General features: G+C 66.3%; 17 protein-coding genes and 2 tRNA genes. 14 read left to right on the top strand and 5 right to left on the bottom strand.

Annotation, left to right across the window (positions count from 1 at the left end):
• Positions 1-200: 200 nt before the first annotated feature.
• The 3 genes from FHY04_RS10370 (at position 201) to FHY04_RS10360 (ending at position 1,647) form a co-directional block, all read left to right on the top strand.
• Positions 201-1,349 (top strand): AI-2E family transporter, encoded by a 1,149-nt coding sequence (locus FHY04_RS10370; RefSeq protein WP_081874318.1) that lies wholly within the window; start codon positions 201-203, stop codon positions 1,347-1,349.
• Between the two features lie 55 nt (positions 1,350-1,404).
• A tRNA-Asp gene (locus tag FHY04_RS10365) sits at positions 1,405-1,481 on the top strand.
• Between the two features lie 89 nt (positions 1,482-1,570).
• Positions 1,571-1,647, top strand: a tRNA-Asp gene (locus tag FHY04_RS10360).
• Positions 1,648-1,718: 71 nt separating this feature from the next.
• Here the strand turns inward: FHY04_RS10360 and FHY04_RS10355 are convergent.
• From FHY04_RS10355 to FHY04_RS10340, 4 genes are all read right to left on the bottom strand, one after another.
• A complete protein-coding gene (locus tag FHY04_RS10355) occupies positions 1,719-1,919 on the bottom strand; it encodes a DUF2842 domain-containing protein (protein ID WP_183936343.1) in 201 nt (66 codons plus the stop codon).
• Positions 1,916-2,449, bottom strand: a complete 534-nt coding sequence (locus tag FHY04_RS10350) for a 5-formyltetrahydrofolate cyclo-ligase (RefSeq protein WP_183936342.1) — start codon at positions 2,447-2,449, stop codon at positions 1,916-1,918. The genes FHY04_RS10355 and FHY04_RS10350 overlap by 4 nt, the downstream gene beginning before the upstream one ends.
• A gap of 216 nt (positions 2,450-2,665) precedes the next feature.
• Positions 2,666-2,962: a cell division protein ZapA gene (locus FHY04_RS10345; protein ID WP_260171439.1), complete on the bottom strand. Its 297-nt coding sequence runs from the start codon at positions 2,960-2,962 to the stop codon at positions 2,666-2,668.
• Positions 2,963-2,973: 11 nt separating this feature from the next.
• Positions 2,974-3,198, bottom strand: a complete 225-nt coding sequence (locus FHY04_RS10340; protein ID WP_183936341.1) for a hypothetical protein — start codon at positions 3,196-3,198, stop codon at positions 2,974-2,976.
• 144 nt (positions 3,199-3,342) lie between these two features.
• Between FHY04_RS10340 and gap the strand changes: the two genes are divergently transcribed.
• From gap to FHY04_RS10325, 3 genes are all read left to right on the top strand, one after another.
• Positions 3,343-4,353, top strand: coding sequence for a type I glyceraldehyde-3-phosphate dehydrogenase (gene gap / locus FHY04_RS10335; RefSeq protein ID WP_166746020.1), 1,011 nt, complete (start codon positions 3,343-3,345; stop codon positions 4,351-4,353).
• A gap of 178 nt (positions 4,354-4,531) precedes the next feature.
• Positions 4,532-4,942, top strand: coding sequence for an MOSC domain-containing protein (locus tag FHY04_RS10330; RefSeq protein WP_183936445.1), 411 nt, complete (start codon positions 4,532-4,534; stop codon positions 4,940-4,942).
• Positions 4,939-6,129, top strand: coding sequence for a phosphoglycerate kinase (locus tag FHY04_RS10325; RefSeq protein ID WP_183936340.1), 1,191 nt, complete (start codon positions 4,939-4,941; stop codon positions 6,127-6,129). The genes FHY04_RS10330 and FHY04_RS10325 overlap by 4 nt, the downstream gene beginning before the upstream one ends.
• Here the strand turns inward: FHY04_RS10325 and FHY04_RS10320 are convergent.
• The gene (locus FHY04_RS10320) at positions 6,126-6,635 is read right to left on the bottom strand and encodes a TlpA family protein disulfide reductase (RefSeq protein WP_409349157.1); all 510 of its coding nucleotides are present in this window, start codon (positions 6,633-6,635) and stop codon (positions 6,126-6,128) included. The genes FHY04_RS10325 and FHY04_RS10320 overlap by 4 nt on opposite strands.
• Positions 6,636-6,789: 154 nt before the next feature.
• Here FHY04_RS10320 and FHY04_RS10315 point away from each other — a divergent pair, with 154 nt between their 5' ends.
• The 8 genes from FHY04_RS10315 (at position 6,790) to FHY04_RS10280 (ending at position 12,499) form a co-directional block, all read left to right on the top strand.
• Complete coding sequence (locus tag FHY04_RS10315) at positions 6,790-7,056, top strand: ribbon-helix-helix protein, CopG family (RefSeq protein WP_159512388.1); 267 nt, start codon at positions 6,790-6,792, stop codon at positions 7,054-7,056.
• The gene (locus FHY04_RS10310; RefSeq protein ID WP_056674787.1) at positions 7,053-7,385 is read left to right on the top strand and encodes a type II toxin-antitoxin system PemK/MazF family toxin; all 333 of its coding nucleotides are present in this window, start codon (positions 7,053-7,055) and stop codon (positions 7,383-7,385) included. The genes FHY04_RS10315 and FHY04_RS10310 overlap by 4 nt, the downstream gene beginning before the upstream one ends.
• Before the next feature lie 20 nt (positions 7,386-7,405).
• Positions 7,406-8,326, top strand: a complete 921-nt coding sequence (locus FHY04_RS10305) for a class I fructose-bisphosphate aldolase (RefSeq protein WP_037527538.1) — start codon at positions 7,406-7,408, stop codon at positions 8,324-8,326.
• Between the two features lie 75 nt (positions 8,327-8,401).
• Positions 8,402-9,088, top strand: coding sequence for a thiamine phosphate synthase (thiE, locus tag FHY04_RS10300; RefSeq protein ID WP_183936339.1), 687 nt, complete (start codon positions 8,402-8,404; stop codon positions 9,086-9,088).
• A 172-nt stretch (positions 9,089-9,260) separates the two neighbouring features.
• On the top strand, positions 9,261-10,271 hold the full coding sequence (locus tag FHY04_RS10295) for a L,D-transpeptidase family protein (RefSeq protein ID WP_183936338.1): 1,011 nt from the start codon (positions 9,261-9,263) through the stop codon (positions 10,269-10,271).
• 4 nt (positions 10,272-10,275) lie between these two features.
• Positions 10,276-10,887: a M23 family metallopeptidase gene (locus FHY04_RS10290; protein WP_183936337.1), complete on the top strand. Its 612-nt coding sequence runs from the start codon at positions 10,276-10,278 to the stop codon at positions 10,885-10,887.
• Positions 10,888-10,960: 73 nt separating this feature from the next.
• Positions 10,961-11,524, top strand: a complete 564-nt coding sequence (efp, locus tag FHY04_RS10285) for an elongation factor P (protein ID WP_183936336.1) — start codon at positions 10,961-10,963, stop codon at positions 11,522-11,524.
• Positions 11,525-11,686: 162 nt separating this feature from the next.
• On the top strand, positions 11,687-12,499 hold the full coding sequence (locus FHY04_RS10280) for an inositol monophosphatase family protein (RefSeq protein ID WP_031393846.1): 813 nt from the start codon (positions 11,687-11,689) through the stop codon (positions 12,497-12,499).
• Positions 12,500-12,589 lie beyond the last annotated feature (90 nt).

Below are 12,589 nucleotides of genomic sequence, written 5' to 3'. Positions count from 1 at the left end.
CCGCTTGAATGCCGCCCCGATTGTGACAAGGGGAAGGGCAAGCGAGGGGTAACGGCATGGCGAACGACGATTATACGGCCCAGGCGGGTACGGCGGACGTCCATGAGGGAGGGCCGCCGCCCGCTAGGGGCGGGGCAACCACGGAAACCAGCGCGGAAGGGGTGTTCGAACCCCCGATCGGCGTTGGTGTCGAGGATGCGATGCGGATCGCGCAGCGGCGCGATCGCCTGCTCGCCGCGCTGACGCTGACCGCCGGAATCGGGCTCGTCATCGCGTTGCCGTTCGCGTTGAAGGCAGGGGCGGAGTTCTTCCTGCCGCTGACGACCGCGCTGGTGATCGCCGTCGCACTGATTCCGGTGCTCGAATGGCTCGAACGGCGGGGCGTGCCGTCGCCGATCGCGGCGCTCGCGTGCATTCTGGTGTTCCTGGTCGCGGCCAATGTCGCGATCGCCGCGATCCTCGTGCCGGCAACCGATTTTTTTCGGCTGCTGCCGACACGGCTCGATCGGATCCAGAGCAATCTGGCGCCGCTGCTCGATCTCTATTCGAGCCTCGAGAAATATGTGAACAAGACGCTGCGGCAGGTCGCGTCGACGCCGATCAAGCAGCCTGCAACCGCGGGCGTCGCGGCGCCAAGTTCGATCCTCGAATTCGCCGCGACATCCGCGCCGGCGGTGATCGTCCAGCTGCTGTTCGGGATCCTGATCGTGTTCTTCTTCCTGTCCGGCTGGACGGGCATGCGACGGCAGACGATCACGGGCCGCACGAGCTTCGACGGGGCGATGGCGACCGCACGCGTGATTCAGGACGTGGTCGACGACGTCTCGGCCTATCTCGGCACGATCACCGTCATCAATGTCCTGCTCGGGATCGTGACCGGCACCGCCTTGTGGGCGATCGGCATGCCCTATCCGGCGATGTGGGGCGGGATCGTCGCCCTGCTGAACTACATCCCCTATTTCGGACCCGTGATCGGCGCGTTCCTGCTCGGGCTGGGCGGGTTGATGACCTTTTCGGATATCTGGATGGCGCTGCTTCCCCCGGCATTGATGTACGGGCTGCATCTGGTCGAGGCGAACGCGATCACGCCGTTCATCGTCGGCCACCGGCTGACGATCAGCCCGCTACTGATCCTGATCTCTCTGAGCTTCTGGGGCTGGGTCTGGGGCACGCTCGGCGCGTTGCTGGCGGTGCCGCTGCTGATCATCATCCAGACCGTGCTGGGTGCGGCGGGCAAGCCCGATATCGCGGGGTTCCTGTTCGAGCACGGCACGCTGGTCCAGCAAAAAAGCGGGCGGAATCGTCGCCGGGGGGACGCGTCCGACGACCAACGTGAAACAGGCGGCTGAATGGGGGTTGACGCTATCCCAACCCTCGCCTAGTTGCCGCCTCCACGCTGTTTCAGCGGGTGTAGCTCAGTTGGTTAGAGCGCCGGCCTGTCACGCCGGAGGTCGCGGGTTCGAGTCCCGTCACTCGCGCCATCGTTCGTCGATGGTGTGAGATAGTGTCTACGACGGTGACGACTGCCAGACTCGTTTGCGGGTAGTGTGCAGTGGTCGTCATTGGGAATGCGGGTGTAGCTCAGTTGGTTAGAGCGCCGGCCTGTCACGCCGGAGGTCGCGGGTTCGAGTCCCGTCACTCGCGCCACCCCAAGGGGTGGCCGAGACCCCCATTAAATTATCAGCCGCCCCGAGATGCCGTCCGCTTAGCGACCGGGATCAGCGCCCCGTTTCCATCCAGAGCAGCACGGGTTTCAGCGGCGCTATCCAGATCAGCCCGGTGACGAGATAGAATGCCAGCTGGCCCAGCCATTGCCAGCTGCCGACGATCGTCGACAGGCTGACGATCGCGACGCACCACAGCGTGATCAGCAACAGGATGCCGAGCATCCCGGCGGGTTTGCGCCAGCTAGGTGTCATGGCGTGATCCAGTCCTTGTCTGTGGCGATGGCGTGAAGCGGCACGTCCCAGGCGTCGGGCGTCAGCGCCTCGACCTCCTGGATCGCCAGCGCGATGCCGATTCGCCATGCGTCGGGATGTGCGAGAAATGCGCGGTCGTAATAGCCTGCGCCCTGGCCGATGCGATTGCCGTCGCGATCGAACCCCACCAGCGGGGTCAGGATGATGTCGGGGCCGAGCGCGGCGGCATCGGCCGGGGGCTGGTGAAGCCCGAAGGGGCCGGCGATCAGCGCCGCCTCGGTCTCCCAGGCGAGAAACCGCATCGGCTGGTCGCGGCGCACGACGTGCGGAAGCGCAATGACGCACCCCGCTTCGACCGCGGCGCGTGCGAAGGGGGAGGGATCCGCCTCGCCAGCCATCGGAACATAGGAGGCGACGGTCAGGCCGGGCGAAAGCCGGGCCAGGAACGCGTCCGGGACGCGGATCTCGACGGGCGCGGCGGCCGCACGGGCGGCCCGCAATGCGGTGCGGAGCGCGGCCTTGTCGCTCACGGGTGCGGATCGATCATGCGGGTATCGTCCGATGACGGGAATGGTGATGTGGCGGGCCCACCATGGCCGTGTGCCGGGTTATCCACTGACGCACGGTACGTCAGGTGGGGACCATATGCTTCGGACCAGGGTCCTAACAGGGACAGCCCCCTATGGATGATGAATAGCCTCAGGGATAATAAAGGCTCGTACCGGGCAGAACCCGCCAAGCCCAATCTAGGCGCTCGGCGGGCTTTGCTCAAGGGCCTGTGCAAGTCCTTCGAGACGATCGGCGATACGCGTCAGTGCGATCTCGCTGACCGCCGATCCTTCGGGCGGCCGATGCGCGGCTTCGTCCAGATCGTCGGCGAGCATGAGCGCTACGAACAGCATTGCGCGTTCGGCGCTGAGCCCCCCGGCGGCGCGGTCCGCGACCGGCCAGCGTTCGGCGAGCATCGCGCCGAGCAGACGGACGCGCGATTCCTCGCCGTCGCGACACGCCACCGCATGCGGGCGGCCACCGATATCGAGCATGACCTGCGCCATTAGTTGGGGCTCCCGCGGATGATGACGTCGTCGAGCGCGGCGACGGCCTCCGCCATGCGCGCCTTGAGCGCGGCATGCCGCCTGGCGAGGGCGTCGCCGCTTTCGGCGCGTGCGTGGATCGCGGCTTCGATCCGGCCGATAGCGGCGTCGATCCTGTCGACCGCGGTTGGACCGTCGGGAGGCCTGTCGACGGCCGTCGGCGCGTCGGGAAGAGTATCTGGCATAGATTGCGAGATAGCATGGCCGGGGGGCGCGGCAAGCGGCTTTCGCCCGTGCCGTACACCGTCCATGGTGTTGACAGGGCGCCCCACCGCCCCGCAAAGGCAGCGCGCCCGGAACGGACTCACGGGCGTAGCGGAGATACAGCAATGACGGTCAAGGTTGCGATCAACGGTTTCGGGCGGATCGGCCGGCTCGTTGCCCGCGCGGTTCTCGAGCAGTCGAACGGCGCACTCGAACTCGTCGCGATCAACGATCTCGGCGACGCCAAGTCGAACGCCTGGCTGTTCAAGCGCGACAGCGTTCACGGCAAATATCCGGGCGACGTGACGGCCGAGGGCAATGAACTTGTCGTCGACGGCAAGCGCATCCGCGTCACCGCCGAGCGCGACCCCGCCAACCTGCCGCATGCCGAACTGGGCGTCGACATCGTGCTCGAATGCACCGGCTTCTTCACCGACAAGGCAAGCTGCCAGAAGCATCTCGACGCCGGCGCCAAGAAGGTGCTGATCTCGGCACCGGGCAAGAATGTCGACCTGACGGTCGTCTACGGCGTCAACCATGACAAGCTGACGGCCGAGCACACGATCGTGTCGAACGCGTCGTGCACGACCAACTGCCTGGCCCCGGTCGCCAAGGTGCTGAACGATGCGATCGGCATCGAGCGCGGCCTGATGACGACGATCCACGCCTATACCAACGACCAAAAGATCCTCGACCAGATCCACCCGGACCTGCGTCGCGCACGCGCTGCGGCGATGTCGATGATCCCTACCACGACGGGCGCCGCGCGTGCCGTGTCCGAAGTGCTGCCCGAACTGAAGGGCAAGCTCGACGGGTCGGCGATCCGCGTGCCCGTGCCCGACGTCTCGCTGATCGACCTGACCTTCACCCCGTCGCGCGACACGACCCGTGAGGAAGTGAACGCGGTGCTGAAGGCGGCATCCGAGAGCGGCCCGCTGGTCGGCGTGCTCGACTGGTCGGACGAGCCGCTCGTCTCGATCGATCTTCAGCATACCCCGGCCTCGTCGACGATCGACAGCCTGGAGACCGCGGTGATCGACGGCAAGCTGGTCCGCGTCGTCAGCTGGTACGACAATGAATGGGGCTTCTCGAACCGCATGGTCGACACGGCCACGGCGATGGCGAAGTTCATCTGAACTTGCGACCTATGTACCCCCTCTTCCGTTCGCTTCGAGCGCAGTCGAGAAGCCGCCTCGCGTGACAGATGGTGTCTCGACTGCGCTCGACACGAACGGGCAGGGGGCGGTGGCCTCGACCTCACACAGGGCAGGCACGATCGCCGGCATCGCGCGTCACGCTCGCGCGAAAGCTCCGATGGAGGTCATCGACCATGTCGAGATCACCATCGAGGCCGGCCTGCACGGTGACTTTCGCGGCTATGTAAAGCCCGGCGGCAGGGGACGGCGTCAGGTCACGCTGCTCGAACGCGGCGACTGGGACGCCGCGATGGCCGAGGTCGGCTGTGATATTCCCTGGTACGAACGCCGCGCGAACCTTCTCGTCGACGGCTTCGACCTTCCCCAGATACCCGGCACCCGGCTCCGCATTGGCGCTGACGTCGTGCTGGAGGTGACGCGCCACACCGATCCGTGCGAACGCATGGAAGCCTTGGCGCCAGGATTGTTCGCCGCGCTCACGCCCGACTGGCGGGGCGGGGCGTGTACCCGCGTTTTGATGGGCGGCAGGATCGCCGTCGGTGACGAGATCAGGATCGAAGAACCATGAGCAAGCCATTCAAGACGCTCGACGACATGGGCGATGTGCGGGGCAAGCGCGTACTTGTCCGCGAAGACCTCAACGTGCCGATGGCCGAAGGGGCCGTCACCGACGACACGCGATTGCGGGCAACCGTCGCGACGGTCGGCGAACTGGCCGACAAAGGCGCGATCGTCCTGATCCTCGCCCATTTCGGCCGCCCCAAGGGCAATCCGAGCCCGGAATTCTCGCTCTCGCAGGTCGTCCGGCCGTATAGCGACGTGCTGGGCCGCGAGGTTCGCTATGTCGACTGGGAAGGCGCGGACGACGCGGTCGCGATGCTCGAACCCGGCAATATCGCGGTTCTGGAGAACACGCGCTTCTTCGGCGGCGAGGAGGCGAACGATCCGGCGGTGGTCGCGCGTTTCGCCAGCCTCGGCGATCTCTACGTCAACGACGCCTTCTCGGCCGCGCACCGCGCGCACGCCTCGACCGAGGGTCTGGCGCACGTCCTGCCGGCCTTTGCCGGCCGCGCGATGGAGGCCGAACTCGACGCGCTCCAGAAGGCGCTGGGCGCGCCGGAGCATCCCGTGGCAGCAGTCGTTGGCGGCGCGAAGGTATCGTCGAAGCTCGACGTGCTGCGACACCTGGTCACGCGCGTCGATCACCTGATCATCGGCGGCGGCATGGCCAACACCTTTCTCGCGGCGCGCGGCGTCGATGTTGGCAAGAGCCTGTGCGAGCATGAGCTCGCCGCCACCTGCGAACAGATCATGGAGGCCGCCGACAAGGCGAACTGCACCGTCCATCTGCCCTATGACGTCGTCGTTGCGAAGGAGTTCAAGCCGAACCCCGCCACGCGCACGATCAACGTGCACGAGGTCGCAGCGGACGAGATGATCCTCGACGTCGGCCCGGCCGCGGTCGAATCGCTTGGCGACGTCCTGAAGAATTGCCGGACCCTGGTCTGGAATGGTCCGCTCGGCGCGTTCGAGACGCCGCCGTTCGATACCGCCACGGTCGCGCTCGCCAAGACGGCGGCGGCACTCACCGAGGGTGGTTCGCTGGTCTCGGTCGCAGGGGGTGGCGATACGGTCGCGGCGCTCAACCATGCCGGGGTCGCGGATGCGTTCACCTTCGTGTCGACCGCGGGCGGTGCGTTCCTGGAATGGATGGAGGGCAAGGACCTGCCCGGCGTCGCCGCGCTGACCCGTTAAGGCGTCGGCACCGGCTCGTTGAGCAGGGGCACGAGCAGCGTGTTCAGGTCGGCCAGGTCGAACGCGCCGGGTTTCGCATAGCGGACGACCCCGGCGCGATCGATGATGTAGTTGGTCGGCAGCGCGCCCATGACGCCCAACGCGCCCTTGATCCGCCGCGCCGATGGTATCGCCAGCGCTGCGAAGACCGGCTTCAATTTGTATGCCGGGAGCGAATCTTCAGTTGCGACCGCGAAGACGCGCAGGCCATTGTCCTTGCGCAGCCGGTAATAGGTATCGAGCAGCGGCAATTCCGCCTTGCACGGCCCGCACCATGTCGCCCAGAAATTGAGGATGACGACCTGTCCGTGCAGGGCGGTGCTGCTGATCCTGCTGCCGTCGATCAGCGTCATCTCGAATTTCGGCGCCCGGTCGCCCACCTTGATCGTCGCTGACGCGTGGGACGGCGTCATCGCGATCGCCAGCGCCAGGGCGCTCGCAATCACGCCCTTTGTCGAAACCGTCATCGCTTGCTCTCCCCCCGGAGGTTTTCCCTTCGCCATCCTCGGCGTCCGGGGATGGTGCGTCAATCTGTCCCGCGCGCGCGTTCGAGTGCGGTCAGGCAGGGGTTGATCCGGCGCCGCCCCTTGCCTATGTTTAACATGTTAAACGGAGACTCGGATGCTCGGCGTCAGGCTCGATAGCGACCTCGAAGAACGACTCGCGGCGGTTGCCCGCACGCAAGGACGCAGCAAGAGCGATATCGCACGCGAAGCCGTGCGCCGCTACGTCGAACGCCACGACGAGGCCTTTCTCGCGGAGGCGCGGCGGCAATCGCTTGCGGCCGCAGCACTTGGCTGGACCGAAGACGACGAGGCATGGGAGCGGCTGGGCGTAGCCTGGGATGATCCGGAGCCTGCCAGCAATAGTCGGTCTGCCGCCGAATGAAACGCGGCGATATCGTGACTATTGCTGATGCCGGCGCGGGGGATTTTGCGCGAAAGCCGCGCCCTGCGCTCGTGGTTCAGGCCGATGCGTTCCTGCAGGATCACGACAGCGTTGCTGTGTGCTTGATCACCAGCCAGCTTGCCGGCCTCGGACTGTTCCGCATACCGATCGCGGCCAATGCCGATACGGGGCTCCTCAAGTCGAGTGAGGTCAGTATCGACAAAGTGCAATCGGTCTGGCGGCATCGCATCGGTCGACGGGTCGGCGCGGCGTCCGACGAAACCATGTTTGCCGTGGATCAGGCACTGCGCCGGTGGCTCGCCCTTTAGATTTTAGAAAAGGACTTATCATGACCTCGACGATCACACCGCAAATCAAGACCATCCTCGACAAGTACGAGGCCACGAGTTCGGCCGTCAAGGCGAACCTTGCGCGCATCCTGATGCAGGGCAAGCTCGGCGGTACCGGCAAGCTGGTGATCCTGCCCGTCGACCAGGGCTTCGAGCACGGCCCAGCACGCAGCTTCTCGGTCAATCCGGCGGCCTATGACCCGCATTACCATTATCAGCTCGCGATCGACGCCGGGCTCAGCGCCTATGCAGCGCCGCTCGGCATGCTCGAGGCGGGCGCGGACACGTTCGCCGGGCAGATCCCGACGATTCTGAAGTGCAACAGCTCGAACAGCTGGGCGACGACGATCGACCAGGCGGTGACCGCGACCGTGGCGGATGCGGTGCGGCTCGGCTCGGCGGCGATCGGCTTCACCATCTATCCGGGTGCGGACCAGTTCTTCGACCTGGTCGAGGAAATCCGCGAGCTGAGCGAAGAGGCCAAGTCGGTCGGCATCGCGACCGTGATCTGGTCCTATCCGCGTGGCGGCGAGCTGACCAAGGACGGCGAACTCGCGCTCGACGTCGGCGCCTATGCCGCGCACATGGCGGCGCTGCTCGGTGCGCACATCATCAAGACCAAGCTGCCGACCGATCATATCGAGCAGAAGGAAGCCAAGCCGCTTTATGCCGGCACCGACTGGTCCAAGCAGGCCGATCGCGTCCGCCACGTCGTCCAGTCGAGCTTTGCCGGGCGTCGCATCAACGTGTTCTCGGGCGGCGCGTCCAAGGGTGCCGATGCGGTCTTCCAGGATGCACGCGACATTCGTGACGGCGGTGGCAACGGCTCGATCATCGGCCGCAACACCTTCCAGCGCCCGCGCGACGAGGCACTGGCGATGCTCGACCGGATCATCCGGATCTACAAGAACGAGGAATAAGCGCGGCTTCGCCCGCCCGTCATCCCGGCTCTGCGCCGGGGTGACGGGCGCGGCGCGACCCGCTAGGGGCGGGGGATGACCGAAGAAGATCCGCTGGGCCCGCTCGACCCGACATTCGCCGAGAATTTCCGCCGCGACATGCGGCGGCCGCCATGTCAGCTCTATCTCGTCTCGCCACTCGACGTCGGCGGCGACTTTCCGGAGCGGCTGGCACGCGCGCTCGACGCCGGGCCGGTGGCGGCGTTCCAGTTCCGCGTGAAGGACATCGACCAGCACGCCGCCGCCGCGCTCGGCGCGCCGCTGCGTGCGATCTGTGCCGAGCGCGACGTCGCGTTCATCGTCAACGACGATATCGGGCTGGCGAAGCGGCTCGACGCGGACGGCGTGCATCTCGGGCAGAGCGATGGCGATCCGCGCGAGGCGCGCGCGCAGCTCGGCCCCAATGCGCAGATCGGCGTGACCTGTCACGGCAGCCGGCATCTGGCGATGGAAGCGGGCGAGGCCGGCGCGGACTATGTCGCGTTCGGGGCCTTTCATCCGACCACGACCAAGACCGTCGAGCATCTGGCCGAGCCCGTGCTTCTGTCCTGGTGGTCGACGCTGTTCGAAATGCCGTGTGTCGCGATCGGCGGGATCACGCCGGACAATGCCGCGGCGCTGGCGGCGGCGGGGGCCGATTTCGTCGCGGTGTCGGGCGCCGTCTGGAATGGTGACGAGGTCGCTGCGGTCAAGGCATTCGGCGAGGTGCTCGCCAAGCGCTGAGACCCTGCGTCGCCCTCGGATACCTCAACTGTCGCGCTGCGCCTTGCGGCTCTGGATCCTGACTTTCGTCAGGATGACAGTTTGGGGTGATGGAGGCGCGTTGGCTGGCGTCACGGAAACAACCGTCGTTCCAACCGTTTGATGCAGTAGCGTAACGGTTGGGATGACGAGCATGACGGCATTTGTGACGAAAGCTTCGGTTCTTGCAGGTTGCCTGCTCGCGGCCCTGCCGGCGGTGGCGCAGCCTGTCCCTGCCAGGCCTGTACCGATCGACCGCAACGTACTGCACGTCCAGGTGATCCTCGATCATCTGGGTTTCGGTCCGGGCGTACTCGACGGACGCGGCGGGCAGTCGCTCGTGGCCGCGCTCAAAGGGCTCCAGGAGGCAAAGGGGCTGCCGATCACGGGCAAGCCCGACACGCAGACGATGCGCGCGCTGTATCCCTATCGTGCGGCACGGCCGACCGTCACGGTCGCGCTGACGCCCGAGATGCTCGCAGGGCCGTTCGTCAATCCGCTGCCCAAGGACCCGGCGAAGCAGGCCGAGCTTCAGACGATCGGCTACCGGACGGTCATGGAGAAGCTGGGTGAGATGTTCCACACCACGCCCGCAGTGATCATGGCCCTCAACTCGCCGTCGACCAAACTGTCGGCGGGGACAAAGGTGGTGTTCCCCAACGCTCTCCCGACGTCGCGCGACTATGATCCCAAGTTCCGTCCCGACTGGCGCGCGACGCTCAACATGCTCAACGTCGATGCGAAGCAGCCTCAGGCGGATCACGTCGTCGTCGACAAGTCCGACGGCGTGCTGCGGGTGCTCGACGCGAACGACAAGCTGATCGCGCAGTTCTCGGCGACGATGGGGTCGAGCCACGACCCGCTGCCGCTGGGGACGTGGACGATCAAGGGCTCCGACTATAACCCCAAATTCCACTTCAACCCGGCGCTGTTCTGGGATGCGAAGAAGGGACAGAAGAAGGAGATGCTGCCGCCGGGGCCGAACGGTCCGGTCGGCGTCGTCTGGATGGACCTGTCCAAGGATCATTACGGCATTCACGGCACGCCCAATCCCGAGACGATCGGGCGCGCCGAAAGCCATGGCTGTATCCGCCTGACGAACTGGGATGCGGCGCGACTGTCGATGATGATCAAGCCGGGGACCAAGGCGGTCTTCCAGGCCTGATCGCATGACGCGGACGTTCTGGGTTATTCTCGCGCTGATCGTCCTGGTGGTCGGCGCGTTCGCTTCGATGCTGTCTTTCGGGGATGGCGGGCGACGGTCGGTGGCGTGGCGCGCGTCGTCGCCGGCGGCGTCGAACGTCGCGGTCGCGGAGGACGGGGTTGTGGACGCGCCCCGTTCGTTGACGATGCCGGTGCTGGGTGTCCCACGCACCGCGGTCGGCAACAGCTGGAACGATCCGCGCGGCGGCGGGCTGCGCGGGCATCACGGCACCGACATCATGGCGGCGGGCGGCACGCCGGTCGTCGCCGCGGCGCCGGGACGAATCGAGAAGCTGTTCCAGAGCGCGCTTGGCGGGATCACCGTCTATGTCCGGTCACCCGACCGGCGCTGGACCTATTATTACGCGCACCTCGCGGGCTATGCGCCGGGCGTGCGCGAAGGGATGGCTGTCGCGGCGGGGGACCGGCTTGGCTATGTCGGCGACACCGGTGACGCGGGCGCAGGGAATTATCACCTGCATTTCGGGGTCAGCCGGATGCAGCCGGGCCAGCGCTGGTGGCAGGGCGAAGAGGTCAATCCCTACCCGCTGCTTGCCCGCGCGCGGCCATCCCGCTAAAGCGCGCGGCTTCGGGTTTCCGCACGGCCTTGCCTGGCGGACGGCCCCTAGCTCTTTCCAGCAGGAATCGGTCATGAAGATCAACGCGGTCGAGATTCGTCCCGGCAACATCCTTGAATATGAAGGCGGCATCTGGCGCGCCGTGAAGATTCAGCACACCCAGCCCGGCAAGGGCGGCGCCTATATGCAGGTCGAGATGAAGAACCTCATCGACGGCCGCAAGAGCAACACGCGCTTCCGCTCCGCCGAGAGCGTCGAGAAGGTCCGGCTCGACACCGTCGATTTCCAGTATCTGTTCCGCGACGGCGACGCGCTGACCTTCATGGACAAGATCAATTACGAGCAGATCACGCTCGATGCCGACATTCTGGGCGATGCCGCGGCGTTCCTGCAGGACGGCATGGATGTCGTGATGGAGCTCTGGGAGGAGCGGCCGATCTCGGTCCAGCTGCCCGACACGATCGAGGCGCTGATCGTCGAAGCCGATGCCGTCGTGAAGGGGCAGACCGCCTCGTCGTCGTACAAGCCTGCGGTGCTCGAGAACGGCGTGCGCGTGATGGTGCCGCCGCATATCGGTGCCGGCACGCGGATCGTGGTCGATGTCTATGAGCAGACCTATGTAAGGCGTGCTGATTAAGGCCGAGCGGCCGAGACGGATAGCTTAAGCTATCCGCACGACCCGCCGGCCCGGCCGGCGGGCATAGCCCGGCCGACGACGCGGGCTTTGCCCGCGGCCTGGGTCTGCGGCACTGCCCCACCCCAACCCCTCCCCTGAAGGGGAGGGGCTGAAAGGATTGAAATGCCCAGCCATTCCGGCATCATGACCGTCATCGAGCGCGCCGCCCGCAAGGCCGCGCCGCGCCTGCGCCGCGATTTCAACGAGGTCCAGCAGCTGCAGGTCAGCCGCAAGGGTCCCGCCGACTTTGTCAGCCAGGCCGACCAGCGCGCCGAGCAGACGATCTTCGAAGAGCTGAGCCACGCACGCCCCGACTGGGGCATGTTGATGGAGGAGCGCGGCGAGGTCGCGGGTGATCCCAACAAGCCGCGCTTTATCGTCGACCCGCTCGATGGCACGTCGAACTTCCTCCACGGCATCCCGCATTTCTGCATCTCGATCGCGGTCGAGGAGCCGATGCCGAACGGCAAGCGCGAGGTCACGACTGCGCTCGTGTATCAGCCGCTCACCGACGAGAGCTTCTGGGCCGAGCGAGGCCGCGGCGCGTGGCTGACCGACCAGCGCCTGCGCGTGTCGTCGCGGCGCGACCTGGCCGATTCGCTGATCGCGACGGGTATTCCGTTCCTCGGTCATGGCGATTTCGCGCAGTGGAGCCGCATCTTCGGTGCGGTCGCACCCGAGGTGGCGGGGATCCGTCGTCTGGGCGCGGCGGCGCTCGATCTCGCCTGGCTGGCAGCGGGGCGGTTCGACGGCTTCTGGGAATCGAACCTGAAGCCGTGGGACGTCGCGGCGGGGATGTTGCTGGTCAAGGAAGCAGGCGGCTACGTGACCGACTTCCGCGGTGGCGACCGCGCGATGGAGCGCAACGAGTTCCTCGCGGCGAATGATGCGCTGCATTCGCGCCTGCATAAGCTGGTGGCCGGCGCGCTGCGCTGATGCATTTGGGTCGGTAGGCCGGGCCGGCCTGCCAAATGTCCGTCACCCCAGTTTTTGCTGGGGTGACGGTCTTGCTGGGGGCTACGACCG

Origin of the sequence: Sphingomonas sp. BK481, assembly GCF_014194875.1 — a bacterium.
Classification (GTDB): Bacteria; Pseudomonadota; Alphaproteobacteria; order Sphingomonadales; family Sphingomonadaceae; genus Sphingomonas; species Sphingomonas aerolata.
The sequence above is the reverse complement of the archived record's forward strand: the minus strand, read 5'-3'. Positions and strand labels throughout refer to the sequence as shown.